The sequence below is a fragment of the Bradyrhizobium sp. CSA207 genome, from assembly GCF_029051685.1.
Lineage (GTDB): Bacteria > Pseudomonadota > Alphaproteobacteria > Rhizobiales > Xanthobacteraceae > Bradyrhizobium.
On sequence record NZ_JAACFT010000036.1, the window covers coordinates 58,683 to 82,357 of the forward strand.

19 protein-coding genes are annotated in these 23,675 nt (G+C 64.1%); 9 read left to right on the plus strand and 10 right to left on the minus strand.

Annotated elements, in window-relative coordinates; all coding sequences use genetic code 11:
• Positions 1–3 precede the first annotated feature (3 nt).
• The 3 genes from urtC to urtA all read right to left on the minus strand — a co-directional run bounded on the left by urtC (position 4) and on the right by urtA (position 3,488).
• Positions 4–1,149, minus strand: a complete 1,146-nt coding sequence (gene urtC / locus GWG65_RS32215; RefSeq protein ID WP_275199555.1) for an urea ABC transporter permease subunit UrtC — start codon at positions 1,147–1,149, stop codon at positions 4–6.
• A gap of 17 nt (positions 1,150–1,166) precedes the next feature.
• Positions 1,167–2,093, minus strand: a complete 927-nt coding sequence (gene urtB / locus GWG65_RS32220) for an urea ABC transporter permease subunit UrtB (protein WP_275199524.1) — start codon at positions 2,091–2,093, stop codon at positions 1,167–1,169.
• Positions 2,094–2,228: 135 nt separating this feature from the next.
• On the minus strand, positions 2,229–3,488 hold the full coding sequence (urtA, locus tag GWG65_RS32225; RefSeq protein WP_275199525.1) for an urea ABC transporter substrate-binding protein: 1,260 nt from the start codon (positions 3,486–3,488) through the stop codon (positions 2,229–2,231).
• Positions 3,489–3,654: 166 nt separating this feature from the next.
• Between urtA and GWG65_RS32230 the strand changes: the two genes are divergently transcribed.
• Both GWG65_RS32230 and GWG65_RS32235 read left to right on the plus strand, forming a co-directional pair.
• On the plus strand, positions 3,655–7,026 hold the full coding sequence (locus GWG65_RS32230; RefSeq protein ID WP_275199526.1) for an ATP-binding protein: 3,372 nt from the start codon (positions 3,655–3,657) through the stop codon (positions 7,024–7,026).
• A complete protein-coding gene (locus GWG65_RS32235) occupies positions 7,010–7,933 on the plus strand; it encodes a response regulator transcription factor (RefSeq protein ID WP_275199527.1) in 924 nt (307 codons plus the stop codon). The genes GWG65_RS32230 and GWG65_RS32235 overlap by 17 nt, the downstream gene beginning before the upstream one ends.
• Before the next feature lie 196 nt (positions 7,934–8,129).
• Here GWG65_RS32235 and GWG65_RS32240 read toward each other — a convergent pair whose 3' ends face one another.
• Both GWG65_RS32240 and GWG65_RS32245 read right to left on the minus strand, forming a co-directional pair.
• Entirely contained in the window at positions 8,130–9,632 is a 1,503-nt protein-coding gene (locus GWG65_RS32240; protein ID WP_275199528.1) for an NAD(P)/FAD-dependent oxidoreductase, read from the minus strand.
• A gap of 125 nt (positions 9,633–9,757) precedes the next feature.
• Positions 9,758–10,516, minus strand: a complete 759-nt coding sequence (locus GWG65_RS32245) for a trypsin-like serine protease (protein WP_275199529.1) — start codon at positions 10,514–10,516, stop codon at positions 9,758–9,760.
• Positions 10,517–10,614: 98 nt separating this feature from the next.
• Between GWG65_RS32245 and GWG65_RS32250 the strand changes: the two genes are divergently transcribed.
• Complete coding sequence (locus GWG65_RS32250; protein WP_275199530.1) at positions 10,615–11,250, plus strand: HAD-IA family hydrolase; 636 nt, start codon at positions 10,615–10,617, stop codon at positions 11,248–11,250.
• Between the two features lie 262 nt (positions 11,251–11,512).
• Here the strand turns inward: GWG65_RS32250 and mtnA are convergent, their stop codons facing one another.
• The 3 genes from mtnA to GWG65_RS32265 form a co-directional block, all read right to left on the minus strand.
• Positions 11,513–12,619 carry an S-methyl-5-thioribose-1-phosphate isomerase gene (gene mtnA / locus GWG65_RS32255; RefSeq protein WP_275199531.1) on the minus strand — a complete coding sequence of 369 codons (1,107 nt, stop codon included), beginning with the start codon at positions 12,617–12,619 and terminating at the stop codon, positions 11,513–11,515.
• 18 nt (positions 12,620–12,637) lie between these two features.
• Positions 12,638–13,513, minus strand: a complete 876-nt coding sequence (locus GWG65_RS32260; protein WP_275199532.1) for an S-methyl-5'-thioadenosine phosphorylase — start codon at positions 13,511–13,513, stop codon at positions 12,638–12,640.
• Positions 13,514–13,673: 160 nt separating this feature from the next.
• Positions 13,674–13,946, minus strand: coding sequence for a phosphopantetheine-binding protein (locus tag GWG65_RS32265; RefSeq protein ID WP_275199533.1), 273 nt, complete (start codon positions 13,944–13,946; stop codon positions 13,674–13,676).
• Between the two features lie 357 nt (positions 13,947–14,303).
• Between GWG65_RS32265 and GWG65_RS32270 the strand changes: the two genes are divergently transcribed.
• The 5 genes from GWG65_RS32270 (at position 14,304) to GWG65_RS32290 (ending at position 20,809) form a co-directional block, all read left to right on the plus strand.
• Positions 14,304–15,521 (plus strand): acyl-CoA dehydrogenase family protein, encoded by a 1,218-nt coding sequence (locus tag GWG65_RS32270; RefSeq protein WP_275199534.1) that lies wholly within the window; start codon positions 14,304–14,306, stop codon positions 15,519–15,521.
• Positions 15,522–15,587: 66 nt separating this feature from the next.
• Complete coding sequence (locus tag GWG65_RS32275; RefSeq protein ID WP_275199535.1) at positions 15,588–16,568, plus strand: amino acid--[acyl-carrier-protein] ligase; 981 nt, start codon at positions 15,588–15,590, stop codon at positions 16,566–16,568.
• Positions 16,569–16,605: 37 nt separating this feature from the next.
• On the plus strand, positions 16,606–17,481 hold the full coding sequence (locus GWG65_RS32280) for an acyl-CoA acyltransferase (RefSeq protein WP_275199536.1): 876 nt from the start codon (positions 16,606–16,608) through the stop codon (positions 17,479–17,481).
• A gap of 219 nt (positions 17,482–17,700) precedes the next feature.
• Positions 17,701–20,568 carry a PAS-domain containing protein gene (locus tag GWG65_RS32285; RefSeq protein ID WP_275199537.1) on the plus strand — a complete coding sequence of 956 codons (2,868 nt, stop codon included), beginning with the start codon at positions 17,701–17,703 and terminating at the stop codon, positions 20,566–20,568.
• Positions 20,569–20,629: 61 nt separating this feature from the next.
• Positions 20,630–20,809, plus strand: coding sequence for a hypothetical protein (locus GWG65_RS32290; protein ID WP_275199538.1), 180 nt, complete (start codon positions 20,630–20,632; stop codon positions 20,807–20,809).
• A gap of 13 nt (positions 20,810–20,822) precedes the next feature.
• On the opposite strand, the gene GWG65_RS32295 is transcribed toward GWG65_RS32290, so the two are convergent.
• On the minus strand, positions 20,823–21,287 hold the full coding sequence (locus tag GWG65_RS32295) for a MarR family winged helix-turn-helix transcriptional regulator (protein WP_275199539.1): 465 nt from the start codon (positions 21,285–21,287) through the stop codon (positions 20,823–20,825).
• Between the two features lie 97 nt (positions 21,288–21,384).
• On the opposite strand from GWG65_RS32295, the gene GWG65_RS32300 reads away from it, so the two are divergent.
• The gene (locus GWG65_RS32300; RefSeq protein ID WP_275199540.1) at positions 21,385–21,753 is read left to right on the plus strand and encodes an antibiotic biosynthesis monooxygenase family protein; all 369 of its coding nucleotides are present in this window, start codon (positions 21,385–21,387) and stop codon (positions 21,751–21,753) included.
• 18 nt (positions 21,754–21,771) lie between these two features.
• Here the strand turns inward: GWG65_RS32300 and GWG65_RS32305 are convergent, their stop codons facing one another.
• Positions 21,772–23,487 (minus strand): bifunctional diguanylate cyclase/phosphodiesterase, encoded by a 1,716-nt coding sequence (locus GWG65_RS32305; protein WP_275199541.1) that lies wholly within the window; start codon positions 23,485–23,487, stop codon positions 21,772–21,774.
• Between the last annotated feature and the right edge of the window lie 188 nt (positions 23,488–23,675).

A 23,675-nucleotide genomic window follows, 5' to 3' on the forward strand; every position in this document is an offset into this window, starting at 1 on the left:
TCCTCACTCGGCCGGCGCGCCGTCGGCGACTGAATCGTCGGTCCATGCGGCCGACTTCGGTTTGCGCGAGGCGAACAGACGGTCGATGCGGGGCTGGACATAGTCGGCCCAGATGCCGGACAGTCCATTCGGGAAGGCGAGCACGACGGCGATGAACAGTGCGCCGAGGCCGAACAGCCAGAGTTGCGGGAAAGATTCCGACAGGCTGGTCTTGGCGAAATTCACCAGAATGGACCCCCACACCGCGCCGAAGATCGACATCCGGCCGCCGACCGCTGTGTAGATCACCATCTCGATCGACGGCACGATGCCGACAAAGGACGGCGACATGAACCCGACATTGAGCGCGAACATCGCGCCGCCGATCGCGGCGAAGATCGCGGCCATGCAGAATGCGAAGATCTTGAAGTTGGCGACGCTGTAGCCGGAGAAACGGACGCGGTCCTCCTGTTCGCGCATCGCCACCAGGATGCGGCCGAGCTTGGTCAGGCGAATGAACTGCGCGATGCCGATGCAGGCGAACAGCAGCACCACCTCTACGAAGTACAGGATGACCTTGGCGTGGTCGGGCCGGATGTCCCAACCCTTGAGGGTGCGAAGGTCGGTCATGCCGTTGATGCCGCCGGTGTAGCCCTGCTGTCCGACGATCAGAATGGTGAGGATTGCGGCGACGGCCTGGGTAATGATCGCGAAATAGGTGCCGCCGACGCGACGCTTGAACATCGCGGTGCCGATGATCAGGGCGAACAGACCGGGGACCAGGATGATGGCAAGGATGGTAAAGCTGAGGCTGTGAAACGGTTGCCAGAACAGCGGCAGCGACGTGATCTGATTCCAGTCCATGAAATCCGGAATGCCGGGCGTCGACTGGATCTTTGTGTTCTCGACGCTGGAGGCTTCCAGCTTGAGGAACATTGCCATGCAGTAGCCGCCAAGGCCGAAGAACACGCCCTGCCCCAGGCTCAGAATGCCGCCATAGCCCCAGCACAGCACGAGCCCGATCGCGACAAAGGCATAGGTCAGGTATTTCGCGACCAGATTGAGGCGGAACACATCCAGCGACAGCGGCAGGATCACGAACAGCACCGCGGCTAGCACAATGAAACCGATAAGTTCGGACCGATTGAAGAAGCGTGAGTTGACGACCATCATTTGCCTGCTTCTTGTTATTTGCGGACTTTGAGGGCGAACAGACCCTGCGGCCGCAGCATCAGAATGCCGACCACGGCGAGCAGCGTCAGCACCTTGGCCATCGAACCCGACAGGAAGAATTCGAGCGTCGATTGCGTCTGCGAGATCGAGAATGCGGAGGCGATGGTGCCGAGCAGGCTTGCGGCGCCGCCGAACACGACGACGAGAAAGGTGTCGACAATGTAGAGCTGGCCCGACGTCGGCCCGGTCGAGCCGATCATGGTGAAGGCGCTGCCAGCGACGCCGGCGATGCCGCAGCCGAGCCCGAAGGTGTAGCGATCGACCTTCTCGGTGTTGATGCCGACGGCGCCGGCCATGATGCGGTTCTGCACCACCGCGCGCACCTGGCGGCCCCAGCGCGACTTGTACATCACATAGGCGACGCAGACGGTGATCAGGACGGTGAGACACATCACGAAGACGCCGTTGATCGGCACTTCGATGCTGTCGGTCACATGCAGCGAACCGAGCATCCACTGCGGCAACTCGACGCCGACCTCGCGCGCGCCGAACACGGAGCGATAGGCCTGCTGCAGCATCAGGCTGAGGCCCCAGGTGGCAAGCAGCGTGTCGAGCGGGCGCTTGTAGAGATGCCGTATCAGCACCCACTCCACCAGCATTCCCAACGCACCGGATGCGACGAAGGCCAGGATCATCGCGAGGAAGAAGTAGCCGCTGAACAGGTTGGGCAAATAGGTCTGGAATAAATTCGAGGTCATCCAGGTGACGTAGGCCCCTAGGATCATGAACTCGCCATGGGCCATGTTGATGACGCCCATCTGGCCGAAGATGATCGCAAGCCCGAGCGCCATCAGGACGTAGACCGAGAACAGGATCAGTCCTGCAAAACCCTGCATGACGAAGATGGAGCCAAGGTCACCAAGCGAGTAGTCGCCGAACATCGATGTCCTCCGTCGGGGAATAGGGTCCCCGCGTCGCGAGCAGGTTCGCGACGCGGGGGTCTTGGGCGTGGACTTGCAATCCACGCCAGGGAGCGGCTTGATCTCGAGGAAGCCGCGGCAGCCGCCGCGCGCTTCTTACTGGTAGCCTTTGGGGAACGGATCCGGCTCGACCAGATCGGCGGTCTCGTAGATCAGTTCGAACTGACCATCGAGCTTGGCGCGGCCAACCCGGGTCTTGGACCAGAGGTGATGATTTTCGTGGATGCGCACATAGCCTTCCGGCGCACCCTTGAACTCGACGCCCGGTGAAGCCGCCGCGATCTTGTCGACGTCGAAGGAGCCGGCCTTCTCCACCGTCAACTTCCACAGCCACGGGCCGAGATAGGCAGCCTGGGTGACGTCTCCGATCACGGTCTTCTCGCCCCACAGCTTCTTGAACGCCGGCACGAAGGTCTTGTTGTTCGGATTATCGAGCGACTGGAAGTACTTCATGCAGGCATAGGCGCCCGCGATGTTCTCGCCGCCGATGCCGTCGATTTCGTCTTCGGTCACCGAGATCGTCAGCAGCGCCTGCTTGGAGAGGTCGATGCCGGCGGCCTTGAGCTGCTTGTAGAATGCGACGTTCGAGCCGCCGACGACGTCGGTGAAGATCACGTCGGGCTTGGTCAGCTTGATCTTGTTGATGACCGAATTGAACTGGGTGTTGCCGAGCGGATAATATTCCTCGCCGACGACCTTGCCCTTCAGCACGTTTTCGACGTGCTTGCGCGCGATCTTGTTCGAGGTGCGCGGCCAGATGTAGTCCGAGCCGATGAAGAAGAACGACTTGGCGCCCTTTTCCTTGGCGATCCAGTTCAGGCCGGCGAGAATCTGCTGGGTCGCCTCCTGGCCGGTGTAGATCACGTTCTTGGACTGCTCGAGGCCTTCGTAGAAGGTCGGGTAATAGAGCATGCCGTTGTACTGCTCCATGACCGGCAGCACCGCCTTGCGCGAGGCCGAGGTCCAGCAGCCCATGATGGCCGCGACCTTGTCGTTGACCAGCAGCTTCTTGGCCTTTTCCGCGAAGGTCGGCCAATCGCTGGCGCCGTCTTCCTGGATGAACTTGATCTTGCGCCCAAGTACGCCGCCCATGGCATTGATCTGCTCGATGGCGAGCTTTTCGGCTTCGATCGAGCCGGTTTCGGAGATCGCCATGGTGCCGGTCGCCGAATGCAGGATGCCGACCGTCACCTCTGTATCGGTGACCGCGAGGCCCGTGGTGTTGACGGCTGAGGTCGCAGGTGTCTGCGCAAACGACGCCCGCGGCAGCATCGTGATGGCCGGCACGGCCGCCATTCCCATCAGCAGTTTGCGCCGTAGCGGCGACAATAGGCCCTTGTTTGTTTCGTCTGACATGAGCACCCCACTTTTTGTTCGAGGACACGCGATTGGTGCCGTGAGGATGGCTCGAATTTGTGCACCGCAAGCATACGCAAGATCGCGTATACTGCACCGCAAAATGACGACGTAGGCTTTTGGTACGGGTTTTGCGAGGGATCGGCGAGTTCGGGAGTGGGATTAAGTGGCAGGGCGGCAGCGAATAGACCGCGTCAGGCGCCAGTACAACCAATGGGTCGCCAACCAGACGCTGGAAGACTACGCGCTGCGCTTCACCGCCAAGAGCGCTCGCCGGTGGTCCGCCGCCCGGGTCGCCAACACCGCCATCGGCGCGATTTCGTTCCTGGCCCTGGAAGCTATCGGCGGCACCATCACCCTCAACTACGGCGTCACCAACGCCACTGCCGCGATCCTCGTCGTCTCCGCCATCATCTTCTGCTGCGGCGTCCCGATTGCCTATTATGCCGCCAAGTGCGGCATCGACATCGACCTGCTCACTCGCGGCGCCGGCTTCGGCTATATCGGCTCGACCGTCACCTCGCTGATCTACGCCTCCTTCACCTTCATCTTCTTCGCGATCGAAGCGGTGATCCTGGCGACTGCGCTGGAGATGTGCTTCGGCATTCCGCGCCCGATCGGCTACCTCGTCAGCGCGGTCGCGATCATCCCGCTGGTGACCTACGGCATCACGCTGATCAGCCGCTTCCAGCTCTGGACGCAGCCGCTCTGGATCATCCTGCACATCCTGCCCTTTGTCGCCATCGCCTGGGCCAACCCGCACTCCTTCGCGGAGTGGCACAAATTCTCGGGCGAGCACGGCGACATGAACGGCAATTTCGATCTGTTGCTGTTCGGTGTGGCGTCCTCCGTGGTGTTCTCGCTGGTGGCGCAGATCGGCGAACAGGTCGACTTCCTGCGCTTCCTGCCGCGTGACCGCCGCGCCTCCAAGGCGTCGTGGTGGATCGCGCTGATGAGCGCGGGGCCAGGCTGGATCGTGCTCGGCGCACCGAAAATGCTGGCCGGTTCGTTCCTCGCCTACTTCGCTCTCAGCCACGGCGTGCCGTCCGAAGAAGCCGCCGAGCCCGCGCATATGTATCTCGAGGCGTTCCGCTATGTGCTGTCGCAGCCGGATCTCGCGCTCGCCCTGACCGGCACCTTCGTGATCCTGTCGCAGCTCAAGATCAACGTCACCAACGCCTATGCCGGTTCGATCGCCTGGTCGAACTTCTTCTCGCGTTTGACCCACAACCATCCCGGCCGCGTCGTCTGGCTGGTCTTCAACGTGATGGTGGCGCTGCTGCTGATGGAGATCGGCGTCTACAAGGCGCTGGAGCAGACTCTCGCGCTCTATTCCAATGTCGCGATCGCCTGGGTCGGCGCGCTGGTCTCCGATCTCGTGGTCAACAAGCCGCTCGGCCTGCGCCCGCCACAGATGGAATTCAAGCGGGCGCATCTCTACGACATCAATCCGGTCGGCGTCGGTGCCATGACGATCGCGACCATCGTCTCCATCGCCGCCTTCTACGGCCTGTTCGGACCGACCATGAAGGCGCTTGCCGCCTTCGTCGCGCTCGCTGTCGCCTTCGTCACCGCGCCGGTCATCGCCTGGCTTACCGACGGCAAGTACTACATCGCGCGCAAACCGAAGCGGAGCTGGGCTAATATCGAGGCGATTCAGTGCTGCATCTGCGAGCATGCGTTCGAACCCGAGGACATGACGTCCTGCCCCGCCTATGCCGGCCCGATCTGCTCGCTGTGCTGCTCGCTCGATGCGCGCTGTCATGACCTCTGCAAGCCGCATGCGCGCGCGCAGGTGCAGTTCTCCGAGGCGCTCGGCAGGATTTTGCCGCAACCGATCTATCAGCGGATCAATTCGCAGCTCGGCCATTACGTCGGCGTGTTCGTGATCTCTGCCGGCCTCGTCGCGCTCGTGCTCGGGCTGATCTATCTCCAGACCTCGGCGAGCGTGCATGGCGAGAACGTGCTGGTCTCCAACGTGCTCTGGAAGGTGTTCTTTTCGCTCAGCATCATCATCGGCGTGGTGGCCTGGCTGTTCGTGCTGGCGCAGCAGAGCCGCCGCGCCGCCGAGGCCGAGACGCTGCGGCAGACCACGCTGCTGATCCAGGAGATCGACGCGCACAAGCGAACAGACGCCGAGCTCCAGCGCGCCAAGGAGGTCGCCGAATCCGCCAACCTCGCCAAGAGCCGCTATGTGGTGGGCCTGAGCCACGAGCTGCGCTCGCCGCTGAACGCAATCAGCGGCTATGCCCAGCTGCTCGAGCAGGACACGACGCTGCCCACCAAGCCTCGCGATCAGGTCCGCGTCGTCCGCCGCAGCGCCGACCATCTCTCCGGTCTGATCGACGGCATTCTCGACATTTCCAAGATCGAGGCGGGACGGCTCTATCTGTCGCGCGACGAGGTGCGCTTGAGCGAATTCCTCGACCAGCTCGTCGGCATGTTTCGCCTTCAGGCCGCGGCGAAGGGCATCGACTTCGTGTTCAGGCGGCCGGCGACGTTACCGACCGTGGTCTATGCCGACGAGAAACGGCTGCGTCAGGTGCTGATCAATCTGCTCTCCAACGCCATCAAGTTCACCCAAAGCGGCAGCGTCCAGTTCGTGGTGCATTACCGCAGCCCGGTCGCCGAGTTCGAAGTGATCGACACCGGCCCCGGTATCCAGGGCGACGATCTCGAACGCATTTTCGCGCCGTTCGAGCGCGGCGCGCTCGGGGTCTCGCAGCCGCAGAGCGGCACGGGACTGGGTCTCACGATCAGCCGGCTGCTCGCCGGCGTGATGGGCGGCGACATCAAGGTCACCAGCACGGTTGGCCGCGGCAGCACGTTCAAGGTGAAGATGCTGCTGTCCGAGGTTACCAATCCCAGGCGCACGGCACCGGTGGAGGCGCCGGTCTCCGGCTATCAGGGCGCGCGCAAGACCATCCTCATTACCGACGACGACCCGGTGCATCGCGATCTCTTGCGCGAGGTGCTGACGCCGCTCGGCTTTATCCTGCTCAGCGCCGCCGACGGGCCCGGCTGCCTCGCGCTGGCGCAGCATTGCCGGCCCGATCTGTTTCTGCTCGACATCTCGATGCCGGGCATGGACGGCTGGACCGTGGCGGAGTCACTGCGCGCGAGCGGCCATCACCAGGCCCGCATCCTGATGGTGTCGGCGAGCGCGCTGGAGGCCCATGGCACGCCGCTGGCGCAGCCCTTCCACGACGGCTATCTGATGAAGCCGATCGACATTCCGCGGCTGCTCGAAACCATCCGTCAGCTGCTCAAGATCGAATGGCAGTACGGCTCGCACGAGATCGCGGTACCGCTGTGGCGACCGGAAAGCGGTTCGCGGCCGCCGGTGCGGCACATCGTGGCGCTGATCGGGCTCGGTCAGATCGGCTACGTCAAGGGCATTCAATTGAAGCTCGACGAGATCGGCAGCGAGCATCCGGAGCACGCCGATTTCGTCGCGCAGATGCGATCGCTGGTCGACCGCTTCGACCTCGACCAGTACATGGCCACATTGAAGACATTGCATGCGTATGAGCACTGAGCCGAAAAAGCGCGACGTTGCGCTGGTCGTCGACGACTCCCCTGAGACGCTGCGGCTGCTCACCGACGCGCTTGACGGCGCGGGGATGACGGTGATGGTGGCGCTCGACGGCGCCGCAGCAATGCGCATCGTCGACCAGATCACGCCCGACATCGTGCTGCTCGACGCCGTGATGCCAGGCATCGACGGGTTCGAAACCTGCCGGCGCCTGAAGCGCGATGCGGGGCTTGCCAACGTTCCCGTGATCTTCATGACGGGCCTTGCGGAGACCGAGCATATCGTGCGCGGGCTTGAAGCCGGCGGCGTCGACTATGTGACCAAGCCGATCGCGATCGAGGAGATGCTGGCGCGCATCCGCGTCCATCTCGGCAATGCGCGGCTGACCCAGAGCGCGCGTGCGGCCCTCGACGTCTCCGGCCGGTTCCTATTCGCGGTCAACCGCCAGGGCGGCATTCTCTGGGCGACGCCGCAGGCGCAGAAGCTGCTATCCGACCACCCGGGCACCCATGCGGGCGACGACTTCAGACTGCCGCCGTCGCTGCTGCAATGGCTGGAGCAGGCGCGAGGCAACTCGAAATCGCAGGCCGCTTCGCTGCCCGACAATCCGCAGCTCCGGCTCTACTTCATGGGCCAGCTCGGGGCGAACGAGTTCCTGCTGCGGCTATCCAAGGAATCCGGCACCACGCTGCCGCCGGAATTCACCAGCGAGCTCGGGCTGACCACCCGCGAAGGCGAGGTGCTGGCATGGCTCAGCAAGGGAAAGACCAATCGCGACATCGCCCAGATTTTGGGATTGAGCCCGCGCACGGTCGACAAGCATCTCGAGCAGATCTACGCCAAGTTAGGAGTGGAGAACAGGACGGCCGCTGCGGCGATCGCGACCAATGCGACGCGGAGGAATTCGTAGCGGCCCGAATGAGTTGAGACGCTGCTCGCCCAACAAGGGGTGTCGTCCCGGCGAAGGCCGGGACCCATAGCCGCAGGGAGCAGTTTGGCGAAGACTCGCTGCCGTGAGACAATCACTGTCTGCAATCGATAGATTCCGCGGTATGGGTCCCGGCCTTCGCCGGGACGACATCGCAGCGTATGGCCGGCGCTCGCCCCTACCCGTAAACAAACGCCCTATCGTCCAGATCCGTCTTCGGGATCTCGTCCTTTTCGGTCCAGTAATCCTGGCTGTGCTGCCATTCCGGCTTGTCGCCGCGCTTGGGCAACAGGTTCATGTTGCGCATCATGTAGCCGGGGTTGAAGTTTTCCGGATCGATCCACGGCAGGATCGGCATGTTGTGATCCTCGGGACGCAAGCTGACCTCGACCTTCTTGGCGCCTTTGTTTTTCATATGGCCGAGCAGCCGGCAGACGAAATCGGCGACGAGGTCGACGCGCAGCGTCCAGCTGGCGCGGAAATAGCCGAACACCCAGACCATGTTCGGCACGCCCGTGAACATCATGCCGCGATAGGTGACGGTGTCGCCGAACGCGAGCGGCTTGCCGTCGATCTCGAAGGCGATGTCGCCGAGCGCGGCGAGATTGAAGCCAGTCGCCGTGACGATGATTTCGGCTTCGAGCAGCTTGCCGGACTTGAGCTGAATGCCGTTCTCGACGAAGCATTCGATCTCGTCGGTGACGACGGAGGCCTTGCCGCTCGCAATACCCTTGAACAGATCGGCATCCGGTACGAAGGCAATGCGCTGCCGCCACGGCCGGTAGCTTGGCGTGAAGTGCGTCTCGACGTCGTAGTCCGGCCCGAGGACCGCACTGATCTGCCCGATCAATTCCTTCTTCACTTGCTCGGGCTTGCTCACGCAGAGCTTCGTGAAGGCATCCTGCTCGAACAGGATCTTGCGGCGGACGATCTCGTGAATCCACGCCTCGTCAACCTGAAGCCTGCGCAGCTCCTCGGCGATTTCGATGGCGTTGCGACCGAGCCGGAAATAGGTCGGCGAACGCTGGAGCATGGTGACATGCGCACATTGGTCCGCGATGTTCGGCACCAGGGTCGCCGCCGTCGCACCCGAGCCGATCACGACGACTTTCTTGCCCGCGAGATCGATGTCGTCCGGCCACGTCTGCGGGTGGACGATGCGGCCCTTGAAGCGGTCCGTGCCCTTCCATTCCGGCGTGTAACCTTCCGAATGGCGATAGTAGCCCTGGCACATCCAGAGGAAGTTGGCGGTGAATGTCTTCGCTTCACCGCTATCGGTCGTGACCGCCTCGATGGTCCAGAGATTTTGCTCGCTCGACCAGCTCGCGGAATTGATTTGGTGCTTGTAGCGGATGTGTCTGTCGAGATCGTTTTCGGAGATCGCCTCGTTCATGTAGGCGAGGATCTCCTCGGCCGTCGCGATCGGCGGACCGACCCAGGGCTTGAAGCTGTAGCCGAAGGTATGGAGGTCGCTGTCCGACCGGATGCCGGGATAGCGATGCGTGGTCCAGGTGCCGCCGAACGTCGCCTGCGTCTCCAGGATGACGAAGCTCGTGCCGGGAAGCTGCTTTGTCAGGTGATAGGCGCTGCCGATGCCGGAAATGCCGGCACCGACGATCAGCACGTCGAAATGCTCCGAGGCCTGTTTGGTCGTGGCGTGACTGCGAACAGCGACATTCATTGTTGCTTCTATGCCTTGCTTGTTTTTATGGCCGTCCTTGACTGGACGGCGCGTTTCCTCCGCGACGGGCATGGTCGCCCATCGCGCTTCCACTTCAAGATGGCATAGATCGAGCCGCGGTCAAATCACAGCGCCGCACCCCAGCTCCGTGCGGTCTGCAGTATCCAATCGCGATAGAGCGTGAGCGGCGTGACCCCGGTCAGCCCGCCGCAGCCGGCGGCGCCGTTCGGCCCCGTCGACCAGCTGATGACGCCGACGAGCACGGGACCGTTCGGCCTGTCCTCGAACACCGGGCCGCCGGAATCACCGGTGCAGGCGCCAATTCCGTCGCGAACACCGTTGGTTACGGGATCGACCAGCCGGATCTGGAGCGTGCCCGGCTGGCCCGTAGCAACGAGCGCCGCAACGCGCGTCGCGCCGCCGCTTTTTCCCTCGCCGCGCACGGTCACGCCGATACCGGCGATGGTGAAGCGGCCGCCGACCTGGATCGGAACATTCGGCGCGCCGACCGGCACCGTCGATTTTCCTTTGAGTGGAATTTCGAGTTGCAGCAGAGCTACGTCGGCGGTGGCGCGATGCGACTGCATCGCCTGCATGTTGAAGTTCGGATGGATCGCGACGGTCCGTACGTTCTGGAGTTGCGGCTTTCCGTCGGCACCATAGTCGACAATTTTGTAGTCGGCGCCGGGCTGTACGCAGTGGGCGACGGTGAGCGCAAGTTTCGGCGCGATCAGGCTGCCGGTGCAAAAATTGCCGCGTGAGCCGACGATGGTGACAACGGCGCGCGCGACACCATCGGCCTGCGGCGTGCCCCCGCCGACGATGGCGTGCGCAGGTGTGGCGAGCAGCAGCGCGGCTGCCATGAGCGTTGCGAGCTTCTTCATGGGAACATGTCTCAAAACAATGAGGGCCTGCGCTCGGACTGGTCCTTGTCCATACCGCATGCTAGCCGTTTTGGCAGAGAATTCGCGAGGGCAGGACATTGGCAATCGAGGCAGTGATCTTTGATTTTGGCGGCGTGTTGACCAGCTCACCGTTCGAGGCGTTCGCGCGATTCGAGGCCGAGCGCGGCCTGCCGATCGACATCATCCGGCGCACGAACGCTGCCAACCACCTTGAAAACGCCTGGGCGAAGTTCGAGCGCGCCGAGGTCGACATCGACGCGTTCGACCAGTTGTTCGCCGCCGAATCGCTTGCGCTCGGCGCGGAAGTGCGCGGCCGTGACGTGCTGCCGCTGCTGCAGGGCGATCTGCGTCCCGAGATGGTGGAGGCATTGAAGCGCATCAAGGCACAGTTCAAAACCGGCTGCATCACCAACAATTTGCCGGCCAATGCGATCGGCAGCATGACCGGGCGCACGCTCTATGTCGCCGAGGTGATGGCGCTGTTCGACCACGTCATCGAATCCGCCAAGATCGGTCTGCGCAAGCCCGATCCGCGCATCTACCGGATGATGGTCGAGACGCTGAAGGTCGATCCGAAGAATTGCATCTATCTCGACGACCTCGGCGTCAATCTGAAGCCCGCACGCGAGATGGGCATGATCACGATCAAGGTGGCCAGCGGAGTCCAGGCGATTGCCGAGCTCGAGGCGGCGACGGGATTGAAGCTGGGCTAGCTGCACTGTCAGTCCCTCATCCTGAGGAGCGCGTCTTTGCGCGCGCCTCGAAGGATGAAGGCCCCGCTCGTGCCCCTCGCCCTTCGAGACGCCGCGCAAGCGCGGCTCCTCAGGGTGAGGGATAGAGAGGGCGCGTGCCGCCTCAACGAACTCGTCATTGCGAGCGCAGCGAAGCAATCCAGAATCCCGCCGTGAAAAGACTCTGGATTGCTTCGCTGCGCTCGCAACGACGAGATCGGGGCGACGTCCTTCGTCAAACACCCTACTCCGCCGCAGCGGCGATCCGCTCGGGGAAGGCGGCGGCGAGCGAGGCGCGATCGGGTTTCAGCACGCCGCGCTCGGTGATGAGACCGGTGACGAGTCGCGCCGGCGTGACGTCGAAGGCGTAGTTTGCGACCGGCGAGCCCTCCGGCACGATGCGCACGGTCTCCAGCCGGCCATCGGCGGTGCGCCCGGTCATGTCGGTGACTTCCGTGCCGCTGCGTTGCTCGATCGGAATATCGCGGATGCCGTCACTGACGGCGAAATCGACCGTCGGCGACGGCAGCGCGACATAGAACGGCACGTTATTGTCGTGCGCGGCGAGTGCCTTCAGGTACGTGCCGATCTTGTTGCAGACGTCGCCATTGGCGGCAACCCGGTCGGTGCCGACGATGGCGAGATCGACCATGCCGTGCTGCATCAGATGCCCGCCCGTGTTGTCGGCAATCACCGTGTGCGGCACGCCGTGATGACCGAGCTCCCACGCCGTGAGCGAAGCGCCCTGGTTGCGCGGGCGGGTCTCGTCGACCCAGACGTGGATCTTGATGCCGCGCTCATGCGCCAGATAGATCGGCGCCGTCGCCGTGCCCCAGTCGACGGTGGCGAGCCAACCGGCGTTGCAATGGGTGAGCACGTTGACCACTTCGCCGGGCTTGTTCGCCGCAATCGCCTCGATCAGCGCCAGGCCGTTGTGGGCGATGCCGCGGTTGATCTCGACATCCTGCTCGGCGATCTCGTCGGCGCGCGCGTAGGCGGCTTCCGCCCGTTCCGGCGGCTTGACCGGCGCGAGCGCCGCGCGCATCTCGTCCAGCGCCCATTTCAGATTGATCGCGGTCGGCCGCGCCACGATCAGGGTTTCGTAGGCGCGCTTCAGGCCGGCATCGGAAGCGTCCTCGCGCATGGCGAGCGCCATGCCATAGGCCGCTGTCGCGCCGATCAGCGGCGCGCCGCGCACCAGCATATCGTGGATGGCGATGGCCGCGTCTTCGCACGAGGTCAGTCGGGCGACGACGAACTCATGCGGTAGCCTGCGCTGGTCGATCGCGCCGACCGACCAGCCGTCGCGCTCGCGCCAGATGCTGCGAAAATGCTTGCCGTCGACTTTCATGGCGTTCTGCCTTTCGTCTCAGCCGCGCAGCACGCGGCCCGCCACCGCACCGAGCTTCGCTAGCAATTCCGGATCGCGCGCCTCGGGCGCGGTGATCAGCGCGGTGTCGAGTGCGCGGTCCGAGCCGATCGGACACGGCTCATGCTCGCGCGGGAAATCCTTCGCCAGCCGCGCCACCAGCGCCTTGGCCTTGTCGGCATTCGTGGTCAGCACGCGGATGATGTCCTGGACGGTCACGGCATCATGGTCGGGATGCCAGCAGTCGAAATCCGTCACCATCGCAACGGTGGCGTAGCAGATCTCCGCCTCGCGGGCGAGCTTGGCCTCGGGCATGTTGGTCATGCCGATCACGGAATAGCCAAGAGTCTTGTAGGTCATGCTTTCCGCATAGGTCGAGAATTGCGGCCCCTCCATGCAGACATAGGTACCGCTGCGCACGATCGCGATCCCTTCCGCTTCCGCAGCGGCGGCGAGATGGATGCGCAGCCGCGGCGACACCGGGTGGGCCATCGAGACATGGGCGACGCAGCCCCTGCCGAAGAACGAGCTCTCGCGCTTGTGGGTACGGTCGACGAACTGGTCGACCAGGACGAACGTGCCGGGCGGCATCTCCTCCTTGAAGGAACCGCAGGCCGAGAGCGAAATCAGGTCGGTGACGCCGGCGCGCTTCAGCACATCAATATTGGCGCGGTAGTTGATGTCCGAGGGCGACAGCCGGTGTCCCTTGTCATGCCGCGGCAGGAACACGACCGGTAACCCCGCGATGGCACCGCGTCGCAGCGGCGCCGACGGCTCGCCCCAAGGGCTCTCGATCACCTCTTCGTGCGCACCCTCAAGGCCCGGCAGGTCGTAGATGCCGGAGCCGCCGATGATGCCCAATACCGCCTGCGTCATGCCTGCTCCACCCGTTCGCGCCGCGCGATCCCGTGGACCAGCTATGCCAGTTTTGCGGCGGTTTTGGAACGGGGTGGGTGGCTGGATGGCGGGGTCGTGAGGGGCGTATGCGCCGCACACTCAGCGTCATCCCGGCGAAGGCCGGGACGAGTGCGTCTAACTAAGCCGCCGTGGCCGGCTGCAGCTGGGCCGTCACCATCCGTTCCAGTGTCTCGACGGACTGGAAGTTCTCCGGCGTGATCTCGGACTGGGGAATGGTGAAGTCGAACTCGGCTTCGACGCCGAGCATCAAATTGACCATGTCCATCGAGGTCAGGCCGACGTCGACGAGCTTGGCCGCCGGCGTGACGTCAGCGGAGAGCGAATTCTGTTCGAGGATGCCCTTCACCAGCTTGATGATGCGATTGCGCACGTCGGTGTCGAAGGCCTGCATCGGCAAATTCCCATCTGTCTATCAAGGTCGGACCGGATTGCCCGCTACGATGGGCACGGCCGCCCGATCCCGCAATGGGCGCAAGCATTACTTCGCGTTTCTTAGTAAACGATGACTCAGATTGTCCGAAATTCATGCCTCTACCAAATCGCTAACGCGATGCCGGAGGTTTCGGCGATGCCGACAACCGGGCCTTAACTGTTCGTTCGGAATTTCGGTTTGTTTACCCTCTATTTCATCGACGAATTTGAATTAAATCCCTAGCCTCACCTCACAAGCAAAGATGGTCGGAGGATCGCCGGACGGCATCGCGAATGATGCTGGCGATATCGAACGGCAAACCGGAGGCGGACGAGCATGAACGTGCGTGAAGCGGTCCTTACTGTCGATGACGCGCCGACGAGCTTTCTCGAGCAGGGGCCGTCCCTGGTGGAACGTGCGGCGCGCACCGCTACCGTGGCGGCTGCCGACGCCGACGGCGTCGATCGCGACGCCCGCTTTCCCCACAAGGCATTCGAAGCCGCGCGTGAGCAGAAGCTGCTCGGCGTCATGATCCCGGTGGAGTACGGCGGCTTCGGCGCTTCGATCCACGACGTCGCCGACATCTGCTACACGCTCGGACGCGCCTGCGCCTCCACCGCGATGATCTACGCGATGCACCAGACCAAGGTCGCCTGCGTCGTCAGGCACGGCCATGGCATCCCGTGGATGGAAACCATGATGCGCCGGGTCGCCCGCGACCAGTGGCTGCTCGCCTCTTCCACCACCGAAGGCCAGAACGGCGGCAACATCCGCGCCAGCGCGGCCGCGGTCGACCACGCCGGAGACACCGTTTCGCTGGTGCGTGACGCAACCGTGATCTCCTACGGCGCCGAGGCTGACGGCCTCGTCACCATCGCGCGCCGCGCCACGGACGCCTCCGCGTCCGACCAGGTGCTGCTGGCGCTCGCCAAGGACGATTATTCACTGAAGCGCACGCTGGGCTGGGAAACGCTTGGCATGCGCGGAACCTGCTCGACCGGTTTCGAGCTGAAGGTGGACTGCCCCTCCGACCGGGTCTTCCCGGAATCCTACGACAAGATCCACGCCCAGACCATGACGCCGTTTGCGCATCTGTGCTGGTCGTCGGCCTGGGCCGGTATCGCGGCTGCGGCCGTGACCCGCGCGCAAGCCTTCGTCCGCAAGGCAGCTCGCAGCTCCGGCGGACAGATGCCACCGGCAGCCGCGCATTTCACCGCAGCGAAGATGTCGCTGGCAAAACTCCGTGCCTTGATCGCTGCCAATCTCGACGCCTTCGCCAGCAACGAGCATGACGAACGTGCGCTGAGTTCGCTCGACTTCCAGTCTTCGATCACGCTTCTGAAGGTCCAGGCCTCCGAGCTCGCGGTCGAGACCGTGATGCATGCGATGCGCACGGCCGGCCTGTCCGGCTATCGCAATGACGGCGAGTTCACCATGGGCCGCCACCTGCGCGACGTGCTGTCGTCACCGATCATGATCAACAACGACCGCATTCTGGCCAATGCCGCGACATCGACGCTGATGAGCGGCGTGCCAGCAAGTCTTCATGACTAGCAAACCTTCGAGATTGATCAGCCTTAGAGACCAACAAGAATAATTTCAGATAGCAGGACGTCGAACATGAACATTGCTGTTCTCCCCAATTCGCCCGACACCGCGCCGCAGGCCGTCGATCCGCTCGACCATCTCGCCGACACGCTGTTTCATCCCATGGGCTCGGATGGCGTCTATGCCCGTACCGCGCTCTATGAAGGAATCGTCGAGCGGCTGGCCGCACTGATCACCAGGCATCGCGAGGCGGGCACCGAGGTGATGCGCTTCCCGCCGGTGATGAGCCGTGCCCAGCTTGAAAAGTCCGGCTACCTGAAGAGCTTTCCGAACCTGCTCGGCTGCGTCTGCGGCCTGCACGGCACCGAGCGTGAGATCAATGCCGCGGTGAGCCGCTTCGATGCTGGCGGCGACTGGACCACATCGCTTTCGCCGGCCGATCTCGTGCTGTCGCCCGCCGCCTGCTATCCAGTCTATCCGATCGCGGCGAGCCGTGGCCAGCTGCCCAAGGGCGGCCTGCGCTTCGACGTCGCCGCCGATTGCTTCCGCCGCGAGCCGTCAAAGCATCTCGACCGGCTGCAATCGTTCCGGATGCGCGAATATGTCTGCATCGGCAGCCCCGACGACGTCGCCGATTTCCGCGAGCGCTGGATGGTGCGCGCGCAGGCGCTCGCGACAGATCTCGGTCTGACCTTCCGCGTCGACTATGCCAGCGATCCCTTCTTCGGCCGCGTCGGCCAGATGAAGGCGGTGAGCCAGAAGCAGCAGCAGCTCAAGTTCGAGCTCCTGATTCCGCTGCGCTCGGAAGAGCAGCCGACCGCCTGCATGAGCTTCAACTATCACCGCGAGCATTTCGGCACGACCTGGGGCATCCAGGACGCCGATGGCGAACCGGCGCACACCGGCTGCGTCGCCTTCGGCATGGACCGACTCGCGGTCGCCATGTTCCACACCCACGGCACCGATCTCTCCGCGTGGCCTGCCAAGGTGCGGGACATCCTGGGCATGCAGCCGCAGGTCGCCGCCGACGCCCACGGCGAAGGCTGGCGCTAACGGGAACGAGGCCTCTCTTACCACGGGCAAGACGAGCGTGATCCACACCAAGGTCCGATGCCGCGAGATTACCGAGTCCGATGTCGAAGCCATCGCGGATCTGCTGACGCGCGGCTTCGTCGGCCGCTCGCGCAACTACTGGATCCAGGGTCTACGCCGGCAGGCCTTCCGGCTCGTGCCGGAGGGCTATCCGCGCTTCGGCTACATGCTCGACAATGACGGCACTCCGGTCGGTGTCCTGCTGCTGATCTACACGACGCGGATGGAGGGCGAGGACACCACCATCCAGTGCAATCTGTCGAGCTGGTATGTCGAGCCGGCCTACCGCAACTACGCGCCGCTGCTGACCAAGATCGCGCAGCGGCACAAGGAAGTGACCTATCTCAACATCAGTCCGGCACCGTGGACTTGGCCGATCATCGAAACGCAGGGTTTTCGCGCCTATAGCCGCGGCATGTTCTTCTCGGTGCCGGCGCTGTCGCGCGCGCCGCGCTGGAGCAAGATTGAGGTGATCTCGCAGCACGCCAAGCAGGTCGACGGCCTCTCCGAGGCCGAGACGGAACTGCTGACGCGGCATGCGCGCTACAATTGCCTCACTCTGGTCTGCCGCACGCAGCAGGGCACCTTCCCCTTCATCCTGCAATCGGTGCGCATCCGCCGCGGCATCATTGCCCCGCCGGCGATGCAGCTGATCTATTGCCGCAGCGCCGCCGAATATGCCACCTGCGCCGGCCGCATCGGCCGCCTGCTGCTCCGGCTTGGCAAGGTCGCCGTGGTCGTTGCTGGCAACGGTCCGATCCCCGGCGTCGCCGGCCTCTACACCGAGCGGCGCGGCCGCAAATATTTCAAGGGCCCGCACCCCCCGCGGCTGGCCGATCTGACCGATACCGAGCTGGTGCTGTACGGGCCGTAGCCCGAGGCGCGCGCCCGCACACTCGCCCTCGTCCCGAAGACCGGGACGACGCCGAGATTGTTGCATGCTCTCAACCAAGCGCAACATGCACGCTTCTCCGCATCGCCGGTCACCCTCCGTAAACTACTGCGCTTAAGGGACTTTTCCCGCCTCTTCGCTACCCTCGGCGTCTGAATGACGTTGCGTTAAGTCTATCGCCCGCCGAGACCCGCCGATCCCATGACGTCGACCCACGACAACGAGCTTGGTGCACACTGCGAGCAGGGCCCGGAGGCCCTGGTCTCGCTGAGCCAGCTTGCGCTCGACCAAATGGAGCAGGGCGTCTGCGTCTACGACGCCGACAACCGGATCGTGCTGGTGAACCAGCGCTATTTGAGCCTGTTCAACATGTCGGCCGAGATCGTGCGGATCGGCACGAGCTATCGCGACGTGCTCACCCACAGCGCGTCGCTCGGCAATTTCCCGGTGGATGAGATCGAGGCGCTCTACACCAGACGCTTGAAGCAGATCGCGGCCGGCGAGCCGTTCCGTGCCGAACAGCAACTTGCAAGCGGCCTCGTCATGGCGCTCGAGCTCAAGCCGCTCCCCGGCGGCGGCTGGATGACGATCTGCGACGACGTCAGCCGCCTGGCCCGGCTCGAGGCGGAATTGCGCGTGCAGACCGAGCGCAGTCAGCATGCGCTCGCCAACATGTCGCACGGTCTCATCATGTACGATGCGGACAGCCGCGTCGTCGTCTGCAACGAACGCTTCGTGAATCTCTACAACCTCGACGCCGACATCGTGAAGCCCGGCGTCGCGCACAGCGCCGCCATCGACCACTGGCTCTCGCGCGGCAACATGCCGGGCATGTCGGCCGACGAATTCCACGAGACGAGGCTCGAGGACGTGCGCGCCAGGAAGGCGAAAACCCTGCTGGTGATGCGTTACGACGGGCGGATGGTGCAGGCGGTGTCCCGCTTCCTGCCCGACGGCGGCTGGGTGACGGTGCACGAGGACGTCACCGAGCGGCTGCAATACGAAGAGACCCTGCGGCAGCAGAACTTCATCCTCGATGCAGCGCTGGAGAACATGGCGCACGGGCTCGCATTTTTCGACAGCGACATGCGCCTTCGCGTGTGCAACGCCACTTATCGCAAGATCTATCGGCTGTCGCCGGAGGAGACCAGGGCCGGCACGCATCTCGCCGAGCTGATCGAGCGGTCGATGGCGAACGGCGCGTTCTCTTCGGAATACAGTCCGCAACAACTCCTGGAAATGGCCAGTGCACGAATTGCGAACCGGGATTCGTCGCCGATGCGGCGGAGCATGTCGAACGATACCGTGATTTCGGTGCGCTACTGTGCGCTGCCCGATGGCGGCTTCGTCGCCACCTACGAGGATATCACCGAGCGCGAGCGCGCAATCGAAGAGTTGAGCGAGCAATATCGCCGCTTCGACGCGGCGCTGAACAATATGAGCCAGGGCCTGTGCATGCTTGATTCGAGCCTGCACGTGATCGTCTGCAACCGCCGTTACATCGAGATGTATGGTCTCTCGCCCGACATCGTGAAGCCCGGCGTCTCGATGCGGGAGATCATGGAACATAGCTGCGAGATTGGCATCCATCCGGACATGACGGGTGCCAGGCTCTATGCCGACTATGTCGAGCGGCTGCGCGAGGGCGAGCACACGCTGCACCGCCATTTGAGCGACGGCCGCATCATCAAGCTCAATCACAAGCGGATGGAGCATGGCGGCTGGGTCGTCACCTATGAGGACGTCACCGAGCGCCACAAGGCCCAGGCCCGCGTCGCGCACATGGCGCAGCACGATTCGCTCACCGACCTGCCCAATCGGACGCTGTTCCGCGAGAAAATGGGCGAGGGACTGAACCAGATCGCGATCGCCGGCGGCGCCATGGCCGTGCTGTGCTTCGACCTCGACAATTTCAAGACCGTCAACGACCGCCTCGGACACGCCGCCGGCGACCGGTTGCTGCGCTGGGTCGCGGCGCGGCTGAGGGAGAATGTCGGCGAGCACGACACGGTCGCGCGCCTCGGCGGCGACGAGTTTGCCGTTCTCCAGCGCGGTCCGCAGCCACAATCGGCCGAGCGGCTCGCGCGCCGACTGGTCGAGATCATCGGCCGTCCGCCGCCGCTGGAGAGCCAGTCGATCCATATCGGCGTCTCCGTCGGCATCGCGATCGCGCCCGACCACGGTCTCGACGCCGACGAGCTGATGAAATGCGCCGACCTCGCGCTGTACCAGGCCAAGGCCAAGGGCCGCGGCGCCTATCAGCTGTTCGAGCCCGAAATGGAGGAAGAGGCGCGCAGCCGGCACGCGCTGGAACATGATCTGCGCGGCGCGCTGGAGGCCAGCGAATTTCATCTGGTGTTCCAGCCGCAGGTGCTGCTCGACACGTCCGAGCTCACCGGGTTCGAGGCGCTGCTGCGCTGGAAACATCCCTCGCGCGGCCTGGTCTCGCCGGCCGAGTTCATTCCGATCGCCGAGGAGACCGGCCTGATCGTTCCGATCGGCGAATGGGTACTGCGCACCGCCTGCGCGACCGCGGCGTCCTGGCCCGACGTCACCATCGCGGTCAACCTGTCCCCGGTGCAGTTTCGCTCGCGCGGGCTGGTGGCGATGGTCACGAGCGCGCTCGCCGAGGCCGGCCTGCCGCCGCAGCGGCTCGAGCTCGAGGTTACCGAGACCGCGCTGCTCGACGACAGCGAGGCGACGATCGCGATTCTGCACCAGCTCCGTTCGCTCGGAGTGCGCGTCAGCCTCGACGATTTCGGCGTCGGCTATTCCTCGCTCAGCTATTTGCGCAAATTTCCATTCGACCGCATCAAGATAGACCGTTCCTTCGTCGGCACGCTCGGCGAAAGCCCGGAAAGCATCGCCATTGTCCGCACCATCGCGAGCCTCGGCTCGGTGCTCGGCGTCGAGACCACGGCGGAGGGCGTCGAGACGATCGAGCAGCTCGACTTCGTGCGTGAATGCGGCTGCACCGCAGTGCAGGGATATTATTTCGGCAGGCCGTGCCCGGCGGCCGAGGTCGTCCACACGATCGAGCGGCTCAACGCGGTCCGGCGCGTTGCGTAAGAACTTTACCCGCCCCTGCGCGCTGCGCTCCGCGCCAGATTCCGCCATGTGAGTGCAGATATTGAAGCTGCCCTACAACGCCGCTGTTGCCGGCGCTCCGCAAAAAGCGCGAGCTGGTGAGGCGGTCAAAGGCGTATTGACGCCGTGTGCACCCACTTCTTCAGCGGAGGGCAAGCCGTGGCTCGGCGACGCGGATTGCCCGGTCATCCAGCGGCTGGGCACAGTCGGCCGCGCGGCGTGAGCGCAGAGCGTGATCAATCCTCGCCGGTTCCTTCGAGCCGATCGCGCAGAGCGTTAAGCACACGGTGCGCGATTTCGATCTCATTGACCGAGAAGCCGTGCGACAGGCCATTGACCCATGGGACCTGCAACCGGCCCGCGGCATCGTAGATCTGCCTGCCCCTGTCGGTGAGCACCACAAGCTGCGCCCGGCGATGATGCGGGTTGGCCTCGAACACGACGAGACCATCGCGCTCAAGGTCGTTGACGATACGTTGCACGTTCTGGCGATTGGCGCCCAGATTGCGCGCCAACCAGGCGACCGGCTCCGGGCGGTCAGCATCGATGATCGCCCCAAGGATCTGCCAGCGCGCACTGGTGAGACCGAGCGACGCCACCAGCCGATCGCCAGCGGTCAGGAGAAGGCCGTTAGCCCGGAACAGGTCGAGGATCAGGCTTGTCAGCGCCTCGCCCGCCGGGGTGCGCTTGCTCTTGCTCATTTGTCACGATCATTCTCTATTGACATGATGATGTCAATAGTCTATGTCCTGGATTGTCAAATTAACATGATGATACCAAATCGAACGGAGCGATGCCATGCCCCAGATGCGCCCCCTCGATCCGGCCTTTCCGATTGACCGTCAGATCGCGCTCGATGCCGGCCCCGTGGTGCTGGTGAATCTGTTCACGCTCGATGCGGCCGACGAACAGGGCTTCCTGAAGAGCTGGCAGGATGATGCCGCCTTCATGAAGCGGCAACCGGGTTTCATATCAACTCAGCTTCACCGCGCCGTCGGCGACAACCCGACCTATCTCAATTACGCAGTGTGGGAATCCAACGCGCATTTCCGCGCGGCCTTCGCTCACCCGGAATTCCGGGCCAAGATTGCAGTCTATCCCGCATCCGCCGTCGCGAGCCCGCATCTGTTTCAGAAGGTCGCGGTGCCCGGCATCTGCGTAGCGTAGCTGCAGATCCCAAGGCGGTTACCCCGCCGCCGGCAACGCGCTGTCCGGCGGAGCGCCCCAGGGGCGCTCGGCCGAGGCGAGCCCGATCAGGCGTCCCTGAATGTAGTCGCAACCCCAGTCGCGCAGCATGTTGGCGGCTTCCTCGTCCTGCACCCATTCGGCAACCGTCTTGATGTCGAGGCGGCGGGCGAGATCGATCAGGGTCTGCACGAAAGCACGGTCGTCGGGGGAGCGGGTGATATTCTGCACGAACGCGCCGTCGATCTTGACAATGTCCACGCCCAGCTTGCGCAAATTCCGGAACGAGGTGTAACCGGCGCCGAAATCGTCGATCGCGATGCGGCTGCCGAAATTCTTCAGCCGCGTGACGAAACCGCGGACGTCGTCGATGTCCTGGATCGCAACCGTCTCGGTGATCTCGACGATGAGCCGCTCGGCGACGCCGGGATGGGCGCGCATGAGCGACTCAATTCCCGCCCACCAGTCCGGATCCATGGTCGTATCCGGCGAGATGTTGAGGCTGAGCCGAATGTCAGGCGCGGCGGCGAGCTCGGCGACGACGAGCTCGAGCACACGGTGATCGACCAGGCGGATGAGGCCGAGCCGCTCGGCCACCGGCACGATGTCGGGCGCGAGCAGCACCTGGCCGTCGCCCTGATCCATCCGCACCAGACATTCGTGGAACGCGCCCTCGCGCGAGGCGGCCGACACCACCGGCTCATAGGCGAGCCTGATGCGGCGTTCGTTCAGCGCGGTGACAATCTCGTCGGTGACGCGGATGTTGACGCGGCGTTGCGCGTCGCGCTCGGCATTCGGCCGCCACGCGGCGAACGAGCCGGAGCGGCGACGCTTGGCGGCGTCGAGCGTCTCATGGGCGCGATTGACCGCCTCATCGGTGCTGCGGGCATAACGCGGCAGGCTGACCGCGCCGATTGAGGCGGTGACCGACACCGGGCCGGACTTGGTCGGCACCACCTCGTCGCGAATGCCGGCGAGAAAGCGCTCGGCCGCGACGTTCATGTCGTCGACGGTGCAGTTCTTCAGGATCAGGCCGAACTTGTTGCCGGAGAAGCGCCCGAGCACATCGCCGCCGCGCAGCCGCGTGCGGATACGCTTTGCCACGTCGAGGATCACGGCATCCGCAACATCGAAGCCGAAGGCGTCGTTGACACGCGCGAGATGGTCGATGCCGACCAGCATGAAGGCTGCGGTCGAGCGGAAGCGCGTCGTCTCCTCGATCGCCTCGGCCAGCGCCGCGATCAGATGGGAACGGTTGAGTTCGCCGGTCAGGGGATCGAGCCGGGCGAGCCTTGTCAGCTCCTCCTCGCGGGCGTGGCGCTCGTTGTTGATGCGGACGGAGCCGATCGCGCGCACCGGGCGGCCATCGGGACCGGCGAACCAGCGGCCGGTCTCCTCGATCCAGACCACGGGATCTGACGCGCTCATGCGCACGCCGTATTCGACCCGATAGGGCGTGCCGTCAGCGCCGTGCACGGCGGAGCTCTGCGCCAACGCGGCGGTCCGCAGCGATTGCGCGGGCTCGATCAGCTTGGCGAACTCGGCACCGGTGGCAAGCCGCTCGGCGGGGATGCCGGGGAAGACGGCGCCGACCTGCTCGCCCCAAACTATGGCGTCGCTGGTGAGATCCCAGGCGAACACGGCTTGGCCAAGGGCGGCCAGAATTTCGGAGGCCTGCGGCAGTGCGGGGGTCAAAATCGCCTCGATTCGGGACATCAGGAGGTCCTGAGCCGGCACAGGATAGAGCCAGATTCGCCCCCGACCCTAGGCAAAGTTGATAAACAATTTGGAAACCACATTTTGCAGGCTCCCGGAACCAAACCGGCCCGGCCGGCATAGGCTTTGCGAGTACATGACACGCACCGGCGCCAGCGTCCCGAAACGCGACAGGTTCTGCCGGATCA